Genomic DNA, 22,102 nt, shown 5'->3' with positions numbered 1-22,102 from the left:
CGGCGAGGGCTCAGGCGAGGCCGAGGTCTCCCAGCCGGTAGCCGGTGATGTACGGCAGACCCGCGTCGGCGATGGCCGACTCCGCCCCGCGGTCCACGATCGTGGCGACCGCGACCACCTCCGCGCCCGCCTCGCGCGCCGCCTCGACGGCGGTCAGCGGCGAGCCGCCGGTGGTGGAGGTGTCCTCGACGACCAGGACCCGGCGGCCCTTGATGTCCGGGCCCTCGATCCGCCGCTGCATGCCGTGCGTCTTCTGCGCCTTGCGGACGACGAACGCGTCCAGCCGGCGACCGCGCGCCGCGGCGGCGTGCAGCATCGAGGCCGCGACCGGGTCGGCACCGAGCGTGAGCCCGCCGACCGCGTCGTAGTCCAGGTCGGCGGTGATGTCCAGCATCAGCCGCCCGACGAGGGGCGCGGCCGCTCCGTCGAGGGTGATCCGGCGCAGGTCGATGTAGTAATCGGCCTCCTTGCCGGAGGAGAGCGTCACCTTGCCGTGCACCACGGCCTTGTCCTTGATCTGCTGCAGCAGATCGCCGCGTACGTCGTCAGTCATGCGCACGAGCTTAGAGCGTGTGCCGGGGCCCGGCCGGACGCCGGTCGGCGGGTGGGTCAGGCCGGGTCAGCTCAGGGTGCGCCAGGTCCAGGTGGTCGAGATCTCCAGCGGGTCGATGGGCGTGACCAGGCGCGGCAGCGTGTTGAGGCCGTTGGGCGGGCCGGACTGCGGCTCCACGCAGACCGCCTCGTCCTGCTCGTCGTAGACCACCACCCACTCCGCGCCGCTGGTGACCTTCAGCTCCAGCCGGCCCGGCCAGGTGAGGGCGACGTCCACGCCGTCCGGCATGCCGAAGCAGTCGTCCCAGGGGCCGGGCCGCGGGTCGATGCGCCGTCCGGTGGGCAGGTGGTCGTCGCCCCGCTCCTCCTGCCACGCGGCGGTGAAGTCGATCTTCACGTCCTCGCCGCCCCCGTCCAGGCGGCGCAGGAACCACGGGTGCCAGCCTGCCTGGGCGGGGAAGGAGTCGCCGCTCGCCTCGACGCCCATGGTCAGGGTGAGGGAGCTGCCGTCCTCGGCCAGCTCGACCACCTGGGTGACCCGGCCCGGGTACGGCCAGGGGGCGGCGTCCGGGTCGAGCAGTTCGTAGGTGAACGCGGCGCTGGTGTCGTCCGCGCGGGCCGTCTTCCAGGCGACGTTGCGGCCGGTGCCGTGGATCGCGTGCGGCGGGGAGTTGACCGGCATCTGGTGCACTTCGCCGCCGTTGCGGAAGCGCCCGTTCTCGATGCGGCCGCACCACGGCACCATCGGGAAGGAGCCGTACTTGGCGCCCTGCCGCAGCAGTTCCGTACCCCCGATGCGCAGGCTCGCGAGCCGGCAGCCGTTGGCCGGGTCCACGGTCACTTCGGTGTCGCCCGCGGCCAGCCGTACCTGTCCCTGCGCGACGTTTCGCGTGTCGTTGTCACTCACGGTCCGACCCTAACGGGGAGGCGGGGAGCCGACACGGTACGGCGGGCGCGCGCCACGGCTCAGCGGCGTCGCCGCAGCACCCGGCCCACCACGACGGCCGACGCGAGGGCGAGGGCCGCGGCCGGTGCCGCCCAGCGCAGGGTGGCGGAGGTCGTCGCCGACTGGGGGGCGGGGACCGGCGCGTACCGGCCGCGCGGCGGTGCGTGGTCGACCTCCTCGGCGCTCCGCCCGATCATCGTGCGCCGTGCGTGCGCGGCCTCGGCGGGCGGTGTGCCGTCCTGGTCGTCGGTGTCGGTGAGCGGGTCGAGGGACGGCGGCGGGACCTCGGTGTCGAAGAGGGCCGCGGTGGCGGGCGTGCCGCTGTCCTGGGTGTCCGGCGGGGTATCGGTGAGGTCCGCCGCGAGGTTGGCGGCGAAGCGGTCCAGGACCCGGCGTCCGGCGGACTCGGCCGCCTGAGCGGTGGCTTCCGCGAGGCGGCCGGTGCTGGTGACCGTACCGGCGCAGCTCAGGACCGTGGTGGCGGAGTCGTCGGGCCCGGCGGCGAGCCGCACGGTGAGGGACAGCTCGGCGGAGCCGTCGCCCCGCGACTCCATGCCGCTCGCCTCGACCAGGACGGTGTCGGCGCCGCGCAGGGTGACGGTGAGGGTGCCGCGGTAGGTGATGGTGGAACTCCCGATGCGCAGCCGCAGCCGCCCGCCGGGGGTGCCGGGGTCCGCGTCGGCGTCGAGTTGGCACCCGGGAATGCAGCGCGCCACGCGCTCCGGCTCGGCCAGCGCCTGCCGCACGGTCTCGACGGGAAACGGAACGTACACCTCGTGCTCCATGGCATGGGAGCCTACCCAGCCCTCCCGGCACACGTGCCCGGTCCGGCACCAATTTTCTCCCGTGGCCGAACGGGGAGCGGGGCTGGGGCGGATCGCCGCGCCGGGCGTCGGCGTCGGGCCGGTGGAGCGCCGGCGGGCCGGGCGGGGGCCGGTCCCGTTCGGCCCGGTCAGTCCAGGTGGCGTGGGTGCATCAGCGTTGACGGCGGGAGGCCGGGCACGCGGGTGGGGGCGAGGGAGCGGGCAGCGGACCGGAGGGCGGCGGGCGTCAGGGAGCGCAGGACGGGGGCGTCCGGGGCGAGGGTCAGGCGGGGGTGCGGTGGGCCGCGAGGAGGAAGCCCCAGCCGCAGGCGCGGCGGTGGCCGGTGGGGTGGCCCGTTCCGCAGGAGCGTTCCGGCGCGCCGGTGCGAGGCGGGGTCCGGGGGACGGTCCGGCCGGGGATGCGGTACGGGGCGGTGCTCAGGCCCGCGGCCCGTACGGTCGCGTCGACCGTCCAGAACGTCCGGGGCCGGGACGTGGGCTCTCCGGCGTGCACCGCCAGCCGGCCGCCCCGGGCCAGCGCGCGGGACGCGAGGCCGTAGAACTCCTGCGAGTAGAGCTTGGTGCTGGCCGTGCTGCCCGGGTCGGGCAGGTCGGCGATCACGACGTCGTACGGACCGCCGTTCCGGGCCGCCGCGCCGCCCTGCCGCAGCCACTCGAACACGTCGCCCGTGACCACGCGGACCCTCGGGTCGTCCAGCGCGTGCCCGTTGAGCGCGGACAGGCCCGGGTCCGTACGGGCCAGGCGGGCCAGGTCCGGATCGAGTTCGACGACGGTCACGGCCGTGACGCCGGGGTAGCGCAGGACCTCGCGGGCGGCGAGGCCGTCGCCGCCGCCGAGCACCAGGACCCGGCGGTGCGGTCCGCCCGCCATGGCCGGGTGCACCAGCCCTTCGTGGTACGGGTGGTCGTCCTCCGCGCCGGCCCGCAGGCGGCCGTCCAGGTAGAGGCCGAGTGGGCCGCCGGCTCCGGCACCGTTCTTCGCCGAGTCCGGTGCGGGGCCTGCTGCCCCGTGGCGGCCGGCCCGGTCGAGGTGCTGGTCCGCGGTCCCGGCCCGGCGCGTGGTGTCCGGGTCCGCGGCGTCCGGGTCCGTACCGCCCGTGATCACGACTTCCTGGATGCCGGTACGGACCGCGACCCGCGCCGCCGACCCGTACACCGCGTCCCGCGCGGCCCGCTCGAAGGGCGGCACCAGGACCGTCCCGGCGGCGAGCAGCGCCAGCACCAGCACGTTCGCGGCGATCAGAGCCCAGCGGGCCCGTACGGACAGGTCGCTGCGGAAGAGCCAGAGCACCAGCCCGCCGCCGGCCACCGCGTTGACCGAACCGGTGAGCAGGGCGCCGGAGATCTGGCCCAGCCCCGGCAGCAACAGGAAGGGGAAGGCGAGTCCGCCGACCAGGGCGCCCACGTAGTCGGCCGCGAAGAGGTCCGCCACCGCACCCCCCGCGTCCTGGCGGCGGACCCGCTGGATGAGCGTCATCAGCAGCGGTACCTCGGCGCCGATGAGCATGCCCATGGCCAGCGAGAAGGCGACCAGGACGGAGCGGGACTGGCCGAACCAGGCGTAGCAGGCGTAGAGCGCCATCGCGGAGAAGCCGCCGACGAGGGCGAGGACCGCCTCCAGCGCGCCGAAGCCGACGGCCGCCCGGCAGCGGAGCCGTTTGGCGAGCAGCGAGCCGATGCCCATGGCGAAGACCATGACGGACAGCACGACGGATGCCTGGGTGACCGAGTCGCCGGTCAGGTAGGAGGCGAGGGCGACCATTTCGAGTTCGTAGACCAGGCCGCAGGCGGCGCAGACGAAGACGGTGGCCAGCACGAGCAGCCGGCCGAGTCCGGCGGGTACGGGCAGCCGCGCCGGACTCCCCGCCTCGGGCGGCTCGGGGGAACCGCGGTGGACTGGATCAGGCGGGTCGATCATGTCGTGCAACGCTACGTGACGACCGAGTGGCCCTATGTCACCCACACGAGCGTAGTGCGCGTCCCACACGGGCGACTTGGAGCGCGACGCACACCCGGCCCGGCCCGCGAGCCGGTAGAAGCGCCCGCGGGAATCGCCGCTCAGATGGCCGCCGCCACCCGGACCCCGACCCGCGTACGCGTCGCGACCAGCCGCCCCTCCTGCGGGTAGGCGTGCCAGGTACGCCAGCGCACCTGGCCGTCCTCGCGCTGGGCCAGCATCGCGGTGAACGCGTGCGGCGAGCCCGGGAACGTTCCGGCAAGGCCGAGAGGGTGTTCGGCGACCAGGGCCAGCAGCTCCTGGGCGCGCCCGGCGAACGAGCCCCGGGAGAGCGTCTCGACATGGGCGGCGAATTCGTACTCCCAGTCGCCGATGCGTTTCGCCACGCCCAGCGGCAGCGGGGTGCTGCTGCCGGGTATGCAGGCGACGGTTTCGGAGCAGGTGCCGCGCTCCTCCTCCAGGAGCACCTGGTGCGAGGCTCCGAGCAGTCTCAACTGTACGTGGGCGTCCGCGAGTTGGAGGTCGAGCACGGCAAGGGCCGGCAGCGGCTCCCGGCCGAGTGCCCAGGCGAGGTCGGATGCGCGGGTATCGGTGTAGGCCGTTTTCAGGGTCGTGAGCATGGGTCGGCTCCGCAAGCACGCAGTGGATGGTGGGCCGGCCTGCCCCGGAGACGGGATCAGGGTTACGACTGTCTGCCGGCTCGTGCCCACGTGGGGTCCGAGAACTGGGATTCTCTAGGGAGAGGGAATCATGAAACGAGCGGGGCCCACAGCGTTTTTACCCATCTTCGCCGGGTTTCCATCCCTCAGAGGGCCACTCAGTTCAGTTGTTCAACATCCCACTCCCCAGGGCCCGTTGACCCTGCTGGGCGCATATGCGGACCTGCATGGGCCCCCTGCATGTGTACGGGGCAGCCACGCGTCGGCGACTGCCCCGGAACCCGTTTCCGACCGCCCCTCGGGAGCTGCCGTCGACGTACCCCGAAGCCTGCGCCGCCGCCCCTCAGGAACTGCCCCCGCCGCAGCCCCCGCCACCCCCGCAGGACGACGAGTGGTGCCCACCGCCCCCACCGCCGCCGCACGACATCGAACCGCCGCAGGAGTGCCCGTGGTGGTGCCCGCCGCCCACGCCCGGGTCACCGGCCACCCACCAGCCGGTGCCGTCCCGCCCGCGCTTGCCGAGGCTGCGGCGGCCACCGCCGTCGCGGCTCTGCGCCGCCGTGACCACCAGGGCCGCGACCACCACACAGATCACGAGGAAGACCACAAAACCCATCGTCGCCCCACACTCCTTTCCGTCCCCCGAAGCGAGGCACCCGCTCCGCCCGCCGCCGTGTCCCCGGCCCGGTCGGAGCGCCGTCGTAGGTGTCCTACGGGTCGTCCGTGTCCTTGATCCCTCTCCGGTCCACGCTGATCCACTCCGGATCCGGCGTCCTCTTTCGGGCCGTCCGGTTCCGCGCCGTGTCATCGGTGCGGGGGTCATGCCCGGACCCCGGCGGCCGCAAAGCACAGTTGAGGAAGTCCAGAGGTTCGGCGGAGGATGGCGGACATGTCACGACCGCTGCTCAACCGCCGCCTCGCCGAGTTCGGTACGACGATCTTCGCCGAGATGTCCGCACTCGCCCTGCGCACCGGATCGATCAACCTGGGACAGGGCTTTCCCGACACCGACGGGCCGGAGAAGGTCAGGGAGGCGGCGGTCCGCGCACTGCGCGACGGTCGCGGCAACCAGTACCCGCCGGGCCCCGGCGTCCCCGAACTGCGCGCCGCCGTCGCCGCGCACCAGCACCGCTTCTACGGCCACCTCGGCGTCGCGTACGACCCGGACACCGAGGTCCTGGTGACCGCCGGGGCCACCGAGGCGATCGCCGCCTCGCTGCTCGCCCTGCTGGAGCCCGGCGACGAGGTGATCGCGCTGGAGCCGTACTACGACTCCTACGCCGCGTGCATCGCGATGGCGGGCGGCACCCGCGTCCCGGTGACGCTGCGCCCGTCCGCCGAGGACGGTACGTACTCCCTCGACCTGGACGAGCTGCGGGACGCCATCACCGACCGCACCCGCCTCATCCTCCTCAACACCCCCCACAACCCCACCGGAACCGTCCTCGACCGCGCCGAACTGACCGAGATCGCCCGCCTCGCCTGCGAACGCGACCTCCTCGTGATCACCGACGAGGTGTACGAGCACCTCGTCTTCGAGGGCGAACACCTCCCGCTGGCGTCCTTCCCCGGCATGCGCGAGCGCACCGTCACCATCGGCTCGGCCGGCAAGACCTTCTCCTTCACCGGCTGGAAGGTCGGCTGGGTCACCGCGAGCCCGGAGCTGGTCGGCGCCGTCCGCTCCGCCAAGCAGTTCCTCACGTACGTCTCCGCCGGCCCGTTCCAGTACGCGGTCGCCGAGGCGCTGGCCCTGCCCGACAGCTACTACACCGGCCTGCGCGACGACCTGCGGACCAAGCGCGACCTCCTGGCCGACGGCCTCGCCGCCGCCGGGTTCCGCGTCTTCCGCCCGTCCGGCACGTACTTCGTCACCACCGACATCCGCCCCCTCGGCGAAGAGGACGGCTTCGCCTTCTGCCGCGCTCTCCCGGAACGCGCCGGCGTCGTGGCCATCCCCAACGCCGTCTTCTACGACCACCAGGACCAGGGCGCACCGTACGTCCGCTTCGCCTTCTGCAAGCAGGAGAAGGTCCTTCAAGAAGCGGTCGACCGCCTCCGCGCCCTCTGACGGCATCCAGGCCCCGGCCCCCTCCACACCACCCACCCGGCCTACCCCCAGCCACCAGAGGTAGCGGGACGGACAGACGCCCCCGAGAGTCGTAATGCCGGAGTGTGCCGGGCGCGCGGGACCCGGTGGGTGACCGTCGCGTACCGGAGGTGTTCCGTGGCCGCCGAGACCGTCGACACCGCGGCCGCCGCAGCGCAACGGCCCGGTTCCGTACGCGTCCACGTCCGGGCGGCGCTGCGCCGTGCGGCGCCCGCTCTCGCGCTGTTCGCGGCCGTTCGCTGCGCGGGGGTCCTGTGCGCGGCGCTGTGGGCGTGGCACACCGGCCGTCATCCGCGGAATCTGCTGGGCGCCACCTGGGACTCCAACTGGTACCTGGGCGTGGCCCGGTACGGCTACGGCTCCCCGGCGCCCCACCACATGTGGCCGCCGGACCACCTCGCCGACCTGGCCTTCTTCCCCCTCTACCCGGGGCTGATCCGCGGCGTGTCCGCCGTCCTGCCGGTGGGTGCGCTCAACGCCGGGCTGCTGCTCGCGTGGACGGCCTCGGCCGTGGCGGCCTGGGGGACCTTCGCGGTCGGCGCGCATCTGTACGGGCGGCGGGCCGGGACGTTCCTGGTGGTGCTGTGGGCGCTGCTGCCGCACGCCGTCATCGAGTCGCTGAGCTATACGGAGCCGCTGCTCACCGCGCTGGCCGCGTGGGCGCTGTACGCCCTGCTCACCGACCGCCCGCTGTGGGCCGGCGCGCTGGCGGTCCTGGCCGGGCTGGCGCGGCCGAACGGGCTCGCGGTGGCCGCGGCGGTCATGGTCGCGGCGGCGGTCAGGATGACGGCGGCCGGACGTACCTGGCGGCGCGGGTGCGACCCGGAGCGCCCCGTACTGTGCCGCGCACGCCCCCTCTGGCCCTACTGGGCCGCCGCCCTGATCGCCCCCGCCGGCTGGCTCGGCTACGTCCTGTGGGTGGGGGCGCGCACCGGCGCCGGGCCGCGCGGCTACTTCCGGGTGCAGGAGATCTGGGGCTCGCGGTTCGACTTCGGACGGGACACCCTGCGGTCCGTGAAGCGGCTGTTCCTGCACAACGAGCCGCTGGTGCAGCACCTGGCCGCCGCGGTCGTCGCCGTGGCGGTCCTGCTCCTCGTCCTGCTGGTGCTGGACCGGCCGCCCCTGCCGCTGCTCGCCTACACGGCGGTCCTGGTCGTCATGGCGCTGGGCGGCACCGGCTACTTCCCCTCCAAGCCGCGGTTCCTGCTGCCGGCCTTCCCGCTGCTCGTACCGGCGGCGGTCGCGCTGGCCCGCGCCCGGCCGCGGTCCGTCGTCCTGGCGACCGGCTCACTGGCCGTACTCTCCCTCGGCTACGGCGTGTACCTGCTGGCCTTGGCGCCGCTGCCGCTGTGAACCGGGACCGGCCGCACACGGCGGCGGGCCCCGGAGCAGATCGCTCCGGGGCCCGCCGGTCACCTGGTCACGGGAAGGCTCACGCCTCCGCGTCACCCGGCTTCTCGTCGCCTTCACCCTCGGCGTCGGCCTCCAGGCCGAGCTGCTCGACGATCCACTTGTCGAACTCGATCGACGCGCGGACCCAACTGACCGTGCTGGAGACAAAGTGCTCCAGGGCCACGCCGGTGCCGATCAGCATCGACGCCTCGCCGATCAGACGGACCGTGCCGTCGTCGTGGGTGTGGGTGTACGCCTTGGGCCACAGCGTCCGGCGGTTCCAGTCGTCGAGCGCCTCCAGCAGCTTCGGCTTGTCGTCGATGCCGTGCGGGCGGTCGTAGAACGTACGGACGGAGAAGATCTGCTGCTCCTCCTCGCCGCGGAACATGAAGTACGTGCGGAACTGCTCCCACGGGGCGGCGAGGTCACCCTCGTCGTCGACTACGTACTTCAGCTCCATCTGGTCGAGGAGCTGCTTGACCAGGTCCTGGTCGGGCAGGACGGGACCATCAGGCCCCGACGGCTGCGGTTCGGGCTGGCCCCCGAAATTCGGGATCGAGGACGGGTCGATGCTCACCGTGGAATTCCCTTCGTATGGTCCCCGCCATCCTCTCCCATCCCGGCCCTGTCATGGCAAGCCCGCCGCCCACTCTCCGCTGCGGGCGCAAAACCCGGGGGGAGAGGCGGCGGGACGCCTCGTGCGACGGCCGGAGGTCAGCGGTCCGGATGTGGTGGTCCGGTGCGCCTCACCGTACGGGAGCGACCACCAGCGACCTGCCGTCCTCGGCGACATCCACCCGTACGGTGTCGCCGTCCAGCACGTCGCCCGCCAGGATCGCCTTGGCGAGCTGGTCGCCGATGGCCGTCTGGACCAGGCGGCGCAGCGGGCGGGCGCCGTAGGAGAGGTCCGGGGCGGCCTGCGGCTGGTCCACGACCGGCTCCTGGCCGAGGAAGGCCAGCCAGGTCAGGGCGCGCTCGGTGACGTCCAGCGTCAGCCTCCGGTCGGCGAGCCGGCGCTGCAGGTGGGCGAGCTGGATGCCCGCGATCCGCTGGAGCTGGTCGGTGCCGAGCGGGTGGAAGACCACCAGGTCGTCCAGCCGGTTGAGGAACTCGGGCCGGAACGAGGTCCGTACCGTCTCCAGGACCTTCTCCTTCTTCTGGTCCTCCTTGAGGAGCGGGTCCATCAGGAAGTTCGAGCCCAGGTTGGAGGTCAGGATCAGGATCGTGTTGCGGAAGTCCACCGTGCGGCCCTGGCCGTCGGTGAGTCGCCCGTCGTCCAGCACCTGGAGCAGCACGTCGAAGACCTCGTGGTGCGCCTTCTCCACCTCGTCCAGCAGGACGACGCTGTACGGGCGGCGGCGGACCGCCTCGGTGAGCTGGCCGCCCTCCTCGTAGCCGACGTAGCCGGGCGGGGCGCCGACCAGCCGGGCCACGCTGTGCTTCTCGCCGTACTCGCTCATGTCGATACGGACCATCGCCCGCTCGTCGTCGAAGAGGAAGTCGGCGAGCGCCTTGGCCAGCTCGGTCTTGCCGACACCGGTCGGGCCGAGGAAGAGGAACGAGCCGGTGGGACGGTCCGGGTCGGCGATGCCGGCGCGGGTGCGGCGCACCGCGTCCGAGACGGCCCGTACGGCCTCGGTCTGGCCGATCAGCCGCTTGCCCAGCTCGTCCTCCATGCGGAGCAGCTTCTGCGTCTCGCCCTCCAGCAGGCGCCCGGCCGGGATGCCGGTCCAGGAGCCGACCACGTCCGCGATGTCGTCCGGGCCGACCTCCTCCTTGACCATGGAGGACTTGGCGTCCTGGGACGCCTCCTGCTCGGCCTCGGCCGCCGCGGCCTCCTCCAGCTCCCGCTCCAGGCCCGGGATCTCCCCGTACAGCAGCTTGGAGGCGGTGTCGAAGTCGCCGTCGCGCTGGGCGCGCTCGGCCTGGCCGCGCAGTTCGTCCAGGCGCTCCTTCAGCTCGCCGAGGCGGTTGAGGCCCTGCTTCTCCTTCTCCCAGCGGGCGGTCAGGCCGCGCAGCTCCTCCTCCTTGTCGGCGAGGTCCTTGCGCAGCTTCTCCAGCCGCTGGACGGAGCCGGCGTCGGTCTCGTTCTTGAGCGCCAGCTCCTCCATGCGCAGCCGGTCGACGGAGCGCTGGAGTTCGTCGATCTCCACGGGCGAGGAGTCGATCTCCATCCGGAGGCGGGAGGCCGCCTCGTCGACGAGGTCGATGGCCTTGTCCGGCAGGAAGCGGGAGGTGATGTAGCGGTCGGAGAGGGTGGCGGCGGCGACCAGCGCGGAGTCCGCGATCTGCACCTTGTGGTGGGCCTCGTAGCGGCCCTTGAGACCGCGCAGGATCGCGACCGTGTCCTCGACGGTCGGCTCGGCGACCAGCACCTGCTGGAAGCGGCGCTCCAGCGCCGGGTCCTTCTCGATGCGCTCGCGGTACTCGTCCAGGGTCGTCGCGCCGACCATCCGCAGCTCGCCGCGGGCCAGCATGGGCTTGAGCATGTTGCCCGCGTCCATGGCGGAGTCGCCGCCGGCCCCGGCGCCGACGACCGTGTGCAGCTCGTCGATGAACGTGATGATCTGGCCGTCGCTGGACTTGATCTCCGCCAGTACGGTCTTGAGGCGCTCCTCGAACTCGCCGCGGTACTTCGCGCCCGCGACCATCGCGCCCAGGTCCAGCGCCACCAGCCGCTTGTCCCGCAGCGACTCGGGGACGTCGCCCTTCACTATCCGCTGCGCCAGGCCCTCGACGACGGCGGTCTTGCCGACGCCGGGCTCGCCGATGAGCACCGGGTTGTTCTTCGTACGCCGCGAGAGCACCTGCACCACACGGCGGATCTCCTGGTCACGGCCGATGACCGGGTCCAGCTTGCCGTCGCGGGCGGCCGCCGTGAAGTCCGTACCGAACTTCTCCAGCGCCTTGTACGTGCCCTCCGGGTCCGGGTTGGTGACCCGCCGGCCGCCCCGGTTGTCCTCGAAGGCGCTCAGCAGCTTCTTGGCCGAGGCACCCTGCTGCTCCAGCAGTTCGCCGGTGCGGCCGCCCTTGGCGGCGATGCCGATGAGCAGGTGCTCGGTGGAGATGAAGTCGTCGCCGAGCTCCTTCGCGCGCTGCGCGGCGTCGGCGATGACGGCCAGCGTGTCGCGGTCCGGCTGCGGCGGGGCGACCGTGGAGCCCTGCACGCTGGGCAGGGCGGCCAACTGGCGCTCGGCGCCGGAGCGCAGCGCGACGGCGTCCGCGCCGACGGCGGCCAGCAGGTCGGTGATGTTCTCGTTGTCCGCGCCGGCGAGGAGGGCGAGCAGCAGGTGCACGGGGGTCATGTCCGCGTGTCCCGCCGTCACCGCCCGCTCGTTGGCGGCGCTCAGCGCCTCACGGCTCTTGTTGGTCAGCTCGGCGTCCACTCGCGCGCTCCTCCTTGGGCTCGGTGCGTGATCGGTGCCGTGGTCCGGCAGGGAAACCTGCTCAGCTCAACGTCCGATAAGTTGAGTCTATTCCACTCAACGCCGTTCCGGGGACCGCACCGGGCATCTTCCCGGCACCTTTCCGGCATCTTTCGGCTTTCCGGTCCTTCTCCGGGTGCACCGGACGGCCCGGACCATGCCACCGGCGCGGCGGAACCTGCCGAAGTCAGGCGCACTTCCCCGGGCCCGTACGGCGACGGCCCACCCTCTTCACGCCTCCTCCACGTTCCCTGCGCTGTCCCTTTGCAGACCCTCCGCACGGCGGCCCCACAGGATCCCCAATTACTCTTCCGGTCATGGCCCACGACCTGGACGACCTCAGCCCCGAGTACCTCGCCTTCTGGAGCGAGCACCTCCTGTGCACGCTGACCACCCTGCGCCCCGACGGCACACCGCACGTCGTCCCGGTCGGTGTCACCTTCGACGCGAACCAGCGCATCGCCCGCGTGATCACCCGCAAGGACAGCAGCAAGGTCGGCCATGTCCTCGCCGGCGGCCCGGACGGCGCCCGGGTCGCGGTGTGCCAGATGAGCGGCCGGCGGTGGGCCACCCTGGAGGGCGTCGCCCGGATCCGTACGGACGCGGACGTGGTGGCGGACGCGGTACGGCGCTACGCCGAGCGGTACGGGCGCACCCCCACCCCCAAGCCGGACCGGGTGATGATCGAGATCACCGTCAACAAGGCACTGGGCCGGGCGTAGCAAGCCGGCGCGAGGGACCGCCGGGCGTACGGCCGCCAGGGACCACCGGGCGACGGCCGGACGTCCGCCATGCGTGCGGACCTGCCCCGCCGCCCGGCACCGCCCCCGCACCGCACCCGGCCCACGGCGGTATCGTCGCCCCCACACTCGCCACGTCCCCGGGGGCGCGATGAACTCGGTCCGAGTGACGGCGATCGCCTGCCTGATGCCGCTGTCGGGGCTGGACGACGCCCCCTTCCTGGTGGACGACCACGGCCAGCACGCCATGTGCGCGCAGTGGGCCCGGGCCCGCGACTACGAGCTGACCTGCCGGCTGAGCGTGCACCGGCTCCGCGCCGACCACACCACGCTGTGGCAGGACGTGGCGGCCGGACTGGTCGACGTGTTCATCGCCCCCAACCGCCGCACGCTGGAGAACGCGATCGCCTCGGCCGACGAGTTCTCCGCGCGGTGCGCCGCCGCCGGCGTACGGCTGGAGACCGCCGACTACGACGAGCCGGTCTACACCACCGCGATGCGGTCCCACGTGCACCGCCGGCTGTCCATGCCGACGGCCGGTTACCACGGCTGCTGAACCGGCTGCCGGAACGGCGGCGGGGCCGGGGTGCGCTGTGCACCCCGGCCCCGCATCGCCGACCTCGACGGCCCGCGGCCTACTCGGACCGCTTCTTCGGACGCCACACGACCAGCGCGCCGGCCTGCTGCACGTCCTGATACGGCACCAGGTCGCGACGGTACGAGGCGTGCACCGCCGCCTCCCGCTGCTGGATGGTGGCGGCCGCGCCCTCGACCGCGTGCTGGAGCTCGGCGACCCGCTGCCGCAGGGCCGTGACCTGGTTCTCCAGCTCGATGATGCGCTTGATGCCGGCGAGGTTGATGCCCTCGTCCTGCGACAACCGCTGCACTTCCCGGAGCAGTTCGATGTCCCGGGAGGAGTAGCGCCGGCCGCGCCCCGCCGTACGGTCGGGCGAGACCAGCCCCAGGCGGTCGTACTGACGCAGGGTCTGCGGGTGCAGACCCGAGAGCTGAGCCGCGACGGAAATGACGTACACCGGCGACTCTTCGGTCAGTTCGTACGGGTTCCGACGCCCGCCCCGGCCATCCATCCGACTCAAGCTCCCTTCGCGGCCTGGAACAGCTCCGCCCGCGGGTCCTCGCCCGCGGTCGCCTCACGGTAGGACTCCAACGACTCCCGTGCGGCGTCGCCGAGGTCCTTGGGGACGCTCACCTCGACGGTGACCAGCAGGTCGCCGCGGGTGCCGTCCTTGCGCGACGCTCCCTTGCCGCGCACGCGCATCGTACGTCCGTTGGGAGTCCCGGCCGGGAGCTTGAGCGTCACCGGCGGGCCGCCGAGTGTCGGCACCCGCACCTCGCCGCCCAGCGCCGCCTCCGGGAAGGTGACCGGCACGGTGACGGTCAGGTTGTCGCCCTTGCGGCCGAAGACCGGGTGGGCCTCGACGTGCACGACGACGTACAGGTCGCCGTTCGGCCCGCCGCGCTCGCCCGGGGTGCCCTTGCCGCGCAGCCGGATGCGCTGCCCGTCGGAGACACCCGCCGGGATCCGCACCTGCATGGTGCGCGAACTGGTCGCCCGGCCGCTGCCCTTGCAGACGTCGCAGGGGTTCTCCGCGATCAGGCCGCGGCCCTTGCAGTCCACACACGGGTCGGTGAGCGAGAAGCCGCCACCGCCACCGCGGCTGACCTGACCGGTGCCGACGCAGGTCGGGCACACGCGCGGTGTGCCGTTCTTGTCGCCGGTGCCGGAGCAGGTCTTGCAGGGCGCCTGGCTGGACATCCGCAGCGGGACCGTGGCCCCGTCCGCCGCCTCGGTGAAGCTGAGCGTCACCTCGGACTCGACGTCCTGCCCGCGGCGCGGCTGCGTACGCGTGCCGCCGCCGCGGTTGAACAGGCCGCCGAAGACGTCGCCGAGCCCGCCGCCGAAGCCGCCGCCCGCCGTGCCGCCCTGGGCACCGCCGCCGAAGAGGTCGCCGAGGTCGAAGTTGAACGATCCGCCACCGGCGCCGCCGGGGCCGGCGCGGAAGCCGCCGTTGCCGAACAGCGCCCGCGCCTCGTCGTACTCCTTGCGGCGCTTGGGGTCACCGAGGATGTCGTTGGCCTCGGAGATCTCCTTGAAGCGCTCCTCGGCCTTGGCGTCCCCCTTGTTGGCGTCCGGGTGGAACTCCCGGGCCAGCTTGCGGTACGCCTTCTTGATCTCCGCCTCGGTGGCGTCCTTCGGGACGCCGAGGACCTTGTAGTAGTCCTTCTCCACGAAGTCCTTGGTGTTCATCCCCGACGTCCCTCCTCCCGAACTGCTTCTTCCGTCGCCGCGTCAGCCCTCGTCCGGGCCACCGCTCTCCTCGTCCGAAGCCTTCACGTCTTCCTCACCGGCGGCCTTGCCGGGCTGCGCGCCCGGCTGCGGCTCGGCGACCGCGACCCGCGCGGGGCGGATCGTTCGTTCACCGATGCGATACCCCGGCTGGAGGATGGCGACGCACGTGGTCTCCGTGACATCCGGAGCGTACGAGTGCATCAGCGCCTCGTGGATCGTCGGGTCGAAGGGCTCGCCCTCCTTGCCGAACTGCTGGAGGCCCAGCTTCGCGACCACGGTCTCCAGCGACTCGGCCACCGACTTGAAGCCGCCGACCAGCTCGCCGTGCTCCCGGGCCCGCCCGATGTCGTCGAGCACCGGCAGCAGCTCGGTGAGGAGGTTCGCCGCGGCGATCTCCTTCACCGACACCCGGTCCCGCTCCACCCGGCGGCGGTAGTTCTGGTACTCCGCCTGGAGCCGCTGGAGGTCCGCGGTGCGCTCGTTGAGCGCGGTACGCACCTGGTCCAGCTGCGCCGTGACGGCTACGTCCTGGTTCGTCTCCCCGGCCGGGGCCGAGCCCGCCGTGTCGGCGGACTCGGCCTGCGCCGCGTCATCAGGGGTCTGTGCGGCATCGGCGGGGACGTCGGGCTTCTTGTCCTCGAAGCCCGGAGTCTCCTCCGTCACGCGGCACCGTCCTTCTTGGGCTTCTCGTCGTCGACGATCTCGGCGTCGACCACGTCGTCCTCGGCCTTGGCCTGCTGACCGCCCGCGGCACCCGCGGCACCGGCGGCGCCCTCGGCACCACCCGCGGCCTGCGCGTCGGCGTACATGGCCTGGCCCAGCTTCTGGCTGACCGCGGCGACCTTCTCGGTCGCGGTGCGGATCTCGGCCGTGTCCTCGCCCTTGAGCTTCTCCTTCAGCTCGGCGACGGCGGTCTCGACCTCGGTCTTCACCTCGGCGGGGACCTTCTCCTCGTTGTCCTTGAGGAACTTCTCCGTCTGGTAGACGAGCTGCTCGCCCTGGTTACGGGACTCCGCGGCCTCGCGGCGGCGGTGGTCCTCGTCGGCGTACTGCTCGGCCTCCTGGCGCATCCGGTCGACCTCGTCCTTCGGCAGCGAGGAGCCGCCGGTGACGGTCATCTTCTGCTCCTTGCCGGTGCCGAGGTCCTTCGCCGCGACGTGCATGATGCCGTTCGCGTCGATGTCGAAGGCGACCTCGATCTGCGGCACGCCGCGCGGGGCCGGGGGCAGACCGGTCAGCTCGAACATGCCGAGCTTCTTGTTGTACGCCGCGATCTCGCGCTCGCCCTGGTAGACCTGGATCTGCACGGAGGGCTGGTTGTCCTCGGCGGTGGTGAAGATCTCCGAGCGCTTGGTCGGGATCGTCGTGTTCCGCTCGATGAGCTTGGTCATGATGCCGCCCTTGGTCTCGATACCGAGGGACAGCGGGGTGACGTCCAGCAGGAGGACGTCCTTGACCTCACCCTTGAGGACACCGGCCTGCAGCGACGCGCCGATGGCGACGACCTCGTCCGGGTTGACGCCCTTGTTGGCGTCCTTGCCGCCGGTCAGCTCCTTGACGAGCTCGGCGACGGCGGGCATCCGGGTCGAACCGCCGACCAGGACCACGTGGTCGATCTCGGACAGCTCGATGCCGGCGTCCTTGATGACGTTGTGGAACGGGGTCTTGCAGCGCTCCAGGAGGTCCTGGGTGAGCTGCTGGAACTGCGCCCGGGTGAGCTTCTCGTCCAGGTGCAGCGGGCCCTCGGCGGAGGCGGTGATGTAGGGCAGGTTGATCGTCGTCTCGGTGGACGAGGACAGCTCGATCTTCGCCTTCTCCGCGGCCTCGCGCAGACGCTGGAGCGCCATCTTGTCCTTGGACAGGTCGACGCCGTGGCCGTTCTGGAACTGCTTGACCAGGTAGTCGACGACGCGCTGGTCCCAGTCGTCACCACCGAGGTGGTTGTCGCCGTTGGTCGCCTTGACCTCGACGACACCGTCGCCGATCTCCAGCAGCGAGACGTCGAAGGTACCGCCACCGAGGTCGAAGACCAGGATGGTCTGGTCGTCCTTCTCCAGGCCGTAGGCCAGGGCCGCGGCGGTGGGCTCGTTGACGATGCGCAGGACGTTCAGGCCCGCGATCTCGCCGGCCTCCTTGGTGGCCTGGCGCTCGGAGTCGTTGAAGTAGGCCGGAACGGTGATGACCGCGTCCGCGACCTTCTCGCCGAGGTAGGCCTCCGCGTCCCGCTTGAGCTTCTGCAGGATGAAGGCGCTCATCTGCTGCGGGTTGAAGTCCTTGCCGTCCAGGTTGACCTTCCAGTCAGTGCCCATGTGGCGCTTGACCGAACGGATCGTCCTGTCGACGTTGGTGACCGCCTGGCGCTTCGCGACCTCGCCGACCAGCACCTCGCCGTTCTTGGCGAAGGCGACGACGGACGGCGTGGTCCTGGCGCCCTCGGCGTTGGTGATGACGGTGGGCTCACCGCCTTCGAGAACACTGACGACGGAGTTCGTCGTGCCCAGGTCGATGCCGACCGCACGTGCCATTTCGATTCCTCCAGTGACTTGAGTGGAACAGACTCAAGCGTGCAGCACCATCGCCAGCCTGTCAATTGACCTGAGCCGGGCCCGCTCAACTTTTATGTCGGGCTTATCGTCACTCCCTCTTCAGGGGACGCCGGCCGGGTCAGGAAGGGTTGCCTGCGCGACACAGATCACCGGCCGGGCGGCTTCATGGCGCTCGGGATACTGGGTAACCTCAGCGCAGACCCGAAAAGTTACTGCTTAGTAATCGCTGTAGTCCTTGTACTGCGGACTCCGCGTACCCCTCGTACGTACGCGCAGCCCTTCAAGTATTCCCCGTAACCCCCGCACTCGCAGGCCCGAGGAGCCACCCATGCAACTCGCCGCGATCATCGTGTCGCTGGTCCTAATCGCGGTCGGCGTCGCACTGTTCGGCCGTGCCATCCTGCAGATCGTCCGCCAGATGCGGCTCGGCCAGCCCGTACCCGCAGGCACCCGGACCGATGCCCCGACGCAACGCACGGTCACGGTGGTCAAGGAGTTCCTCGGCCACACCCGGATGAACCGCTGGGGCGTCGTGGGCGCGGCGCACTGGTTCGTGGCGGTGGGCTTCTTCTCGCTGCTGCTGACGATCGTCAACGCGATCGGCCAGCTCTTCAAGGCCGACTGGCTGCTGCCCGTCGTCGGCGAGTGGGCGCCGTACAACGTCTTCGTCGAGTTCATCGGCACCATGACGGTGCTCGGCATCCTGGCCCTGATCGTCATCCGGCAACTGAGCAAGCCGGGCAAGCCGGGCCGCAAGTCCCGCTTCGCGGGGTCCAATTTCGGTCAGGCGTACTTCGTCGAGGCCGTCATCCTCATCGTCGGCGTCTGCATCTTCATGCTGCACGCGCTGGAGGGCGCCCAGCACCACGTGGACGGCTACGAGGCGTCGTTCTTCATCTCGTACCCCGTGGTCTCCTGGCTGGAGGGCATGGACGTCGCGACGCTCCAGAACCTCACCTACTTCTTCGCCGGCCTGAAGATCGCGACGTCCTTCATCTGGATGATCACGGTCGCGCTGAAGACCGACATGGGTGTGGCCTGGCACCGCTTCCTCGCCTTCCCGAACATCTGGTTCAAGCGCGAGGCCGACGGCGACGTCGCGCTCGGCGCGCTCCAGCCCATGACCAGCGCGGGCAAGCCGATCGACTTCGAGGACCCGGGCGAGGACGACCAGTTCGGCGTCTCCCAGGTCGAGCACTTCTCCTGGAAGGGCCTGCTCGACTTCTCCACCTGCACCGAGTGCGGCCGCTGCCAGTCGCAGTGCCCCGCCTGGAACACCGGCAAGCCGCTGTCGCCGAAGCTGCTGATCATGGCGCTGCGGGATCATGCGCACGCCAAGGCTCCGTACCTGCTCGCCGGTGGCGGCAAGGACGAGGAGGGCGCCGAGAAGGCGACCGCCGCCCAGCTCAAGGACGTCCCGGCGGCGGCGCTCGCCGAGGCCGAGCGCCCGCTGATCGGCACCCTCGAAGAGAACGGCGTCATCGACCCCGACGTCCTGTGGTCCTGCACCACCTGCGGCGCCTGCGTCGAGCAGTGCCCGGTCGACATCGAGCACATCGACCACATCGTCGACATGCGCCGCTACCAGGTCATGATCGAGTCGAGCTTCCCCAGCGAGGCCGGCACGATGCTGAAGAACCTGGAGAAGAAGGGCAACCCCTGGGGCCTGGCCAAGAAGCAGCGCCTGGCCTGGACCAAGGAGGTCGACTTCGAGGTCCCGGTCGTCGGCAAGGACGTCGAGGACCTCACCGAGGTCGAGTACCTGTACTGGGTCGGCTGTGCGGGCGCCCTGGAGGACCGCGCCAAGAAGACCACCAAGGCGTTCGCCGAGCTGCTGCACATCGCGGGCGTGAAGTTCGCGATCATGGGCGGCGACGAGAAGTGCACCGGTGACTCGCCGCGCCGTCTGGGCAACGAGTTCCTGTTCCAGCAGTTGGGCGCGGAGAACGTCGCCTCGCTCAACGCGGCCTTCGGCGAGGACGACGAGGACCCGGCGACGAAGAAGCCGAAGGCCGCGAAGAAGATCGTCGCGACCTGCCCGCACTGCTTCAACACGATCGCGAACGAGTACCCCCAGTTGGGCGGCGAGTACGAGGTCATCCACCACACCCAGCTTCTCCAGCACCTGATCGACGAGGGCAAGCTGGTCCCCGTCACCCCGGTCGAGGGCCTGATCACGTACCACGACCCCTGCTACCTGGGCCGCCACAACAAGGTCTACACACCGCCGCGCGAGATCATCGCCAAGGTGCCGGGCCTGCGGAACGAGGAGATGCACCGCCACAAGGAGCGCGGCTTCTGCTGTGGCGCGGGTGGCGCGCGCATGTGGATGGAGGAGCGGATCGGCAAGCGCATCAACAACGAGCGCGTCGACGAGGCGCTGTCCCTCAACCCGGACATCGTCTCCACCGCCTGCCCGTTCTGCCTGGTCATGCTGACCGACTCCGTCAACGGCAAGAAGAACGACGGCAAGGCGAAGGAGTCCGTGCAGGTCGTCGACGTGGCCCAGTTGCTGCTGGACTCCGTCAAGACTCCGGTCGATCCGGCGGGCGAGGCGTCGGCTGCGTCTGAGCCTGAGCCGGAGCCGGTGAAGTAGCGACCGGTTTTTCGCTCGGCCTGCGGCCGGTTCTGCTTCGGCGGGGCCGGCCGTGGTGGTTTCGCGCTTCGCGCGAGGGGTGTGCTGACGCACGGTTCGCATTGCTTGCGTTGTGGGGGCGGGGGCGCGCAGGGGGCCAACTCCTCGGCACCGTGCACCTCAACGTGACTTTTCTTCGGTGACGCAGACACCCGGCTGCCTGCGGGGATGGCCCCCTACACGCCCCCTCGGGCCGGTTCGGCGAGCCGAGGTCGGTGGGGGAGAGAAAGGAACGATGACGCAGGGGGGCGCCTTCCCTGAGGGTGAGGCTCACCGGGTGGGGGCGGCACGGCAGGCCACTCCCTGGCGATGGAACGCGCGCGTCGGGCCGGCCGACGCCGACGCGGCTCCGCCGCGCCACCGGGGCGCTGCGCGCCAGGGCATTTCGGCTTGTGAAAGCCCCAGCCCGATCGCACCGAAAGCCGCCAGACGGCCAGGGCTCGGGGTCCCGCAGGGGTCTCCCCGCAGGCAGCCGGGCCTCTGCGTCACCGAATCAAGGCACGTTGCGGTCCACGGTGCCGAGGAGTGACCCCGGAGGGACCCCGAGCCCCCCACCCACCGAACCCATCGCGCACAACGCGCACCCCCCACCAGGCCGGCTTCCGCTTGGGCTTGTGAAAGCCCCAGCCCGATCGCACCGAAAGCCGCCCGACGGCCAGGGCTCGGGGTCCCCCGCAGGGGTCTCCCCGCAGGGGTCTCCCCGCAGGCAGCCGGGCCTCTGCGTCGCCGAATGAAGGTACGTTGCGGTCCACGGTGCCGTGGGGGCACCCCCGGCCGAAGGCTGGGGGAGAGTGACCCCGGAGGGACCCCGAGCCCCGACCACCGAACCCATCGCGCACGACGCGCACCCCCATCACGACGTACCGTCCCGTACATGAGACCCGCTTCCGCCGCTCTGGTCACAGCCGCCGCGCTCACCGCACTCGTCACGCTGACCGGGTGCGGCGGCGCGTCGCAGGCGGCGGATCCCTCGCAGCCGTCCGCGCGGCCTTTCGAGGGACTGCCCTTCACCGGGGTCCTGATCGCGGACGGCGAGCACTACTGCACGGCGAGCGTCATCGACAGCCCGAAGGGCAACATGCTCGCCACCGCGGCGCACTGCGTGCACTTCCAGGGCGAGGACGCCTCCGAGGGGTATGAGCCCGGCCCGATCACCGGCGACATAGAGTTCGCGCCACGCTTCTCCGGGGCCGGCGAGGGCACGTTCCCGTACGGCAAGTGGAAGGTCAGCGGTGTGCACGTGCCCAAGGCGTGGACCGAGGAGGACGACGATCGCGGCGACTACGCCTTCCTGACCGTCGAGCCGGACGCCCAGGGCCGCTCCGTGCAGGAGGTCGTCGGCGCCGCGACCCCCGACTGGTCCTCGGGCCCCCGCCGCCACGTCACCGTCGTCGGCTACCCCAACGAGTCCTACAACCCGGGCAACCGCCCGATCACCTGCACCACGGACACCCGGCGCGACGACGACGAACCGTACATGCTCCAGATGCGGTGCGGCGGCTTCTACGACGGCACCAGCGGCGGCCCCTGGCTGGCCGACCACCACGACGCCCGCCGCCCCGGACACCTGATCGGCGTACTGAGCGGCGGCGACACCGACGCCGAGTCGACGGCCGTGCTCTTCGACAAGGGGGCGCGGGAGCTGTACGAACGGGTGGCGCGGGGCACGGCGAAGTCGGCCTGATTCGTACTGTCGCATTCCGTCCCCGCCATTGCGCCGCCGGAGGCGGCCCTGCACCATCACCAGCGACCGACGGTGCCAGACGGTTCTACTGGGCCCCTTGAGGCTGGACGGGACACGGTGGACGCATGTCCGGACGAGAGCGAGGACGCGGGCGCGGACGAAAACGGGGCCGGGGACGAAGACGGGGGCGACGCACGCCCGTGAGCGGCCGAAGACAGGTGCGGAGCGCCCTCGTCCTCACCGCGGCCCTGCTCACCGGCTGCGGCCCCTCGGGCCCGCCTCGCCCGACGGCCCCGACCGCCCCGCGGCCCACGCCGAACACCC

General features: G+C 71.7%; 18 protein-coding genes. 6 read left to right on the top strand and 12 right to left on the bottom strand.

Translation table 11 applies throughout. The features are described from left to right. Positions 1-10: 10 nt before the first annotated feature. The 6 genes from pyrE to EJG53_RS21365 form a co-directional block, all read right to left on the bottom strand. A complete protein-coding gene (pyrE, locus tag EJG53_RS21390) occupies positions 11-553 on the bottom strand; it encodes an orotate phosphoribosyltransferase (RefSeq protein WP_125046163.1) in 543 nt (180 codons plus the stop codon). 66 nt (positions 554-619) lie between these two features. Beyond that, on the bottom strand, positions 620-1,459 hold the full coding sequence (locus EJG53_RS21385; RefSeq protein WP_125046162.1) for an aldose epimerase family protein: 840 nt from the start codon (positions 1,457-1,459) through the stop codon (positions 620-622). Positions 1,460-1,518: 59 nt separating this feature from the next. Beyond that, entirely contained in the window at positions 1,519-2,283 is a 765-nt protein-coding gene (locus tag EJG53_RS21380; RefSeq protein WP_125046161.1) for an SRPBCC domain-containing protein, read from the bottom strand. 301 nt (positions 2,284-2,584) lie between these two features. Then, entirely contained in the window at positions 2,585-4,240 is a 1,656-nt protein-coding gene (locus tag EJG53_RS21375; RefSeq protein ID WP_244955264.1) for a spermidine synthase, read from the bottom strand. A gap of 140 nt (positions 4,241-4,380) precedes the next feature. Further along, positions 4,381-4,899, bottom strand: a complete 519-nt coding sequence (locus EJG53_RS21370; RefSeq protein ID WP_031005105.1) for a DUF2617 family protein — start codon at positions 4,897-4,899, stop codon at positions 4,381-4,383. A gap of 382 nt (positions 4,900-5,281) precedes the next feature. Continuing rightward, positions 5,282-5,554 carry a hypothetical protein gene (locus tag EJG53_RS21365; protein ID WP_031005107.1) on the bottom strand — a complete coding sequence of 91 codons (273 nt, stop codon included), beginning with the start codon at positions 5,552-5,554 and terminating at the stop codon, positions 5,282-5,284. Positions 5,555-5,827: 273 nt separating this feature from the next. Here EJG53_RS21365 and EJG53_RS21360 point away from each other — a divergent pair, with 273 nt between their 5' ends. After that, the gene (locus tag EJG53_RS21360) at positions 5,828-7,006 is read left to right on the top strand and encodes a pyridoxal phosphate-dependent aminotransferase (protein WP_125046160.1); all 1,179 of its coding nucleotides are present in this window, start codon (positions 5,828-5,830) and stop codon (positions 7,004-7,006) included. Between the two features lie 156 nt (positions 7,007-7,162). Then, positions 7,163-8,398, top strand: a complete 1,236-nt coding sequence (locus EJG53_RS21355; protein WP_174856438.1) for a hypothetical protein — start codon at positions 7,163-7,165, stop codon at positions 8,396-8,398. Positions 8,399-8,477: 79 nt separating this feature from the next. Here EJG53_RS21355 and EJG53_RS21350 read toward each other — a convergent pair whose 3' ends face one another. Then, the gene (locus EJG53_RS21350) at positions 8,478-9,014 is read right to left on the bottom strand and encodes a YbjN domain-containing protein (RefSeq protein ID WP_030025029.1); all 537 of its coding nucleotides are present in this window, start codon (positions 9,012-9,014) and stop codon (positions 8,478-8,480) included. A 169-nt stretch (positions 9,015-9,183) separates the two neighbouring features. Then, positions 9,184-11,823, bottom strand: a complete 2,640-nt coding sequence (clpB, locus tag EJG53_RS21345; RefSeq protein ID WP_125046159.1) for an ATP-dependent chaperone ClpB — start codon at positions 11,821-11,823, stop codon at positions 9,184-9,186. Positions 11,824-12,179: 356 nt separating this feature from the next. On the opposite strand from clpB, the gene EJG53_RS21340 reads away from it, so the two are divergent. Beyond that, a complete protein-coding gene (locus EJG53_RS21340; protein WP_125046158.1) occupies positions 12,180-12,584 on the top strand; it encodes a TIGR03618 family F420-dependent PPOX class oxidoreductase in 405 nt (134 codons plus the stop codon). A 169-nt stretch (positions 12,585-12,753) separates the two neighbouring features. Further along, positions 12,754-13,158, top strand: a complete 405-nt coding sequence (locus EJG53_RS21335) for a hypothetical protein (protein ID WP_125046157.1) — start codon at positions 12,754-12,756, stop codon at positions 13,156-13,158. Between the two features lie 79 nt (positions 13,159-13,237). Here the strand turns inward: EJG53_RS21335 and EJG53_RS21330 are convergent, their stop codons facing one another. From EJG53_RS21330 to dnaK, 4 genes are read right to left on the bottom strand one after another with little or no spacing between them, the layout of a single operon-like run. Next, positions 13,238-13,690 (bottom strand): heat shock protein transcriptional repressor HspR, encoded by a 453-nt coding sequence (locus EJG53_RS21330; protein ID WP_030025034.1) that lies wholly within the window; start codon positions 13,688-13,690, stop codon positions 13,238-13,240. 5 nt (positions 13,691-13,695) lie between these two features. Continuing rightward, positions 13,696-14,871, bottom strand: a complete 1,176-nt coding sequence (gene dnaJ / locus EJG53_RS21325; protein ID WP_125046156.1) for a molecular chaperone DnaJ — start codon at positions 14,869-14,871, stop codon at positions 13,696-13,698. A 42-nt stretch (positions 14,872-14,913) separates the two neighbouring features. Continuing rightward, positions 14,914-15,576, bottom strand: coding sequence for a nucleotide exchange factor GrpE (gene grpE, locus EJG53_RS21320; protein ID WP_125046155.1), 663 nt, complete (start codon positions 15,574-15,576; stop codon positions 14,914-14,916). Next, a complete protein-coding gene (gene dnaK, locus EJG53_RS21315; RefSeq protein WP_125046154.1) occupies positions 15,573-17,438 on the bottom strand; it encodes a molecular chaperone DnaK in 1,866 nt (621 codons plus the stop codon). Before dnaK ends, grpE begins: the two co-directional genes overlap by 4 nt. 349 nt (positions 17,439-17,787) lie before the next feature. Here dnaK and EJG53_RS21310 point away from each other — a divergent pair, with 349 nt between their 5' ends. Next, positions 17,788-20,055 (top strand): (Fe-S)-binding protein, encoded by a 2,268-nt coding sequence (locus tag EJG53_RS21310; RefSeq protein WP_125046153.1) that lies wholly within the window; start codon positions 17,788-17,790, stop codon positions 20,053-20,055. Between the two features lie 913 nt (positions 20,056-20,968). Next, entirely contained in the window at positions 20,969-21,778 is an 810-nt protein-coding gene (locus EJG53_RS21305) for a trypsin-like serine peptidase (protein WP_125046152.1), read from the top strand. Positions 21,779-22,102 lie beyond the last annotated feature (324 nt).

Source organism: Streptomyces chrestomyceticus JCM 4735, from assembly GCF_003865135.1.
Taxonomy (GTDB): Bacteria; Actinomycetota; Actinomycetes; order Streptomycetales; family Streptomycetaceae; genus Streptomyces; species Streptomyces chrestomyceticus.
This window is presented reverse-complemented; position numbering and strand designations above follow the sequence as displayed.

Excerpts from the sequence above, each read along its gene's own strand:
- pyrE (WP_125046163.1), bottom strand. The coding sequence starts at position 553 with ATGACTGACGACGTACGCGGCGATCTGCTGCAGCAGATCAAGGACAAG.
- EJG53_RS21380 (WP_125046161.1), bottom strand. The coding sequence starts at position 2,283 with ATGGAGCACGAGGTGTACGTTCCGTTTCCCGTCGAGACCGTGCGGCAG.
- EJG53_RS21375 (WP_244955264.1), bottom strand. The coding sequence starts at position 4,240 with ATGATCGACCCGCCTGATCCAGTCCACCGCGGTTCCCCCGAGCCGCCC.
- EJG53_RS21370 (WP_031005105.1), bottom strand. The coding sequence starts at position 4,899 with ATGCTCACGACCCTGAAAACGGCCTACACCGATACCCGCGCATCCGAC.
- EJG53_RS21365 (WP_031005107.1), bottom strand. The coding sequence starts at position 5,554 with ATGGGTTTTGTGGTCTTCCTCGTGATCTGTGTGGTGGTCGCGGCCCTG.
- EJG53_RS21360 (WP_125046160.1), top strand. The coding sequence starts at position 5,828 with ATGTCACGACCGCTGCTCAACCGCCGCCTCGCCGAGTTCGGTACGACG.
- EJG53_RS21340 (WP_125046158.1), top strand. The coding sequence starts at position 12,180 with ATGGCCCACGACCTGGACGACCTCAGCCCCGAGTACCTCGCCTTCTGG.
- EJG53_RS21335 (WP_125046157.1), top strand. The coding sequence starts at position 12,754 with ATGAACTCGGTCCGAGTGACGGCGATCGCCTGCCTGATGCCGCTGTCG.
- EJG53_RS21330 (WP_030025034.1), bottom strand. The coding sequence starts at position 13,690 with ATGGATGGCCGGGGCGGGCGTCGGAACCCGTACGAACTGACCGAAGAG.
- dnaJ (WP_125046156.1), bottom strand. The coding sequence starts at position 14,871 with ATGAACACCAAGGACTTCGTGGAGAAGGACTACTACAAGGTCCTCGGC.
- dnaK (WP_125046154.1), bottom strand. The coding sequence starts at position 17,438 with ATGGCACGTGCGGTCGGCATCGACCTGGGCACGACGAACTCCGTCGTC.
- EJG53_RS21310 (WP_125046153.1), top strand. The coding sequence starts at position 17,788 with ATGCAACTCGCCGCGATCATCGTGTCGCTGGTCCTAATCGCGGTCGGC.
- EJG53_RS21305 (WP_125046152.1), top strand. The coding sequence starts at position 20,969 with ATGAGACCCGCTTCCGCCGCTCTGGTCACAGCCGCCGCGCTCACCGCA.